Raw genomic sequence first — 302 nt, 5'->3', positions numbered from 1 at the left:
CGGCCGCCGTCCATACCCAGATCGAGGCGATGCCGGACGTGCATCGCTTCCCGTTCGATATCGCGGTGTCGTTCGATCAGCAGGGAAAGTCCGCCAATCAGGTCGCCGATCCCGAGCAGAAGAAGGCGGCCCAGCAGGTCTATCAGCAGGCCATGAACGACCGCGCCAGGCAGGCCGCAGCGCGCAGCATCCTGCACGCGCTGTATGCGCCGGATCAGTTGCGCGAACGCCTGACGTGGTTCTGGTTCAACCACTTCAACGTCCACCAGTACAAGGCCAACATCCGCGTGCTGGTCGGCGAC

Annotated in this window: 1 protein-coding gene; it reads left to right on the top strand. The window is 63.9% G+C overall.

Annotation, left to right across the window (positions count from 1 at the left end; all coding sequences use genetic code 11):
- On the top strand, positions 1 to 302 hold a 302-nt coding region (locus tag B2W55_RS23925; RefSeq protein WP_291532291.1), incomplete at both ends, for a DUF1800 family protein.

It is taken from the genome of Bradyrhizobium sp. UBA2491, assembly GCF_002341725.1.
Taxonomy (GTDB): Bacteria; Pseudomonadota; Alphaproteobacteria; order Rhizobiales; family Xanthobacteraceae; genus Bradyrhizobium.
Note: the sequence above shows the minus strand (reverse complement) of the source record. Positions and strands in the feature narration are given on the sequence as shown.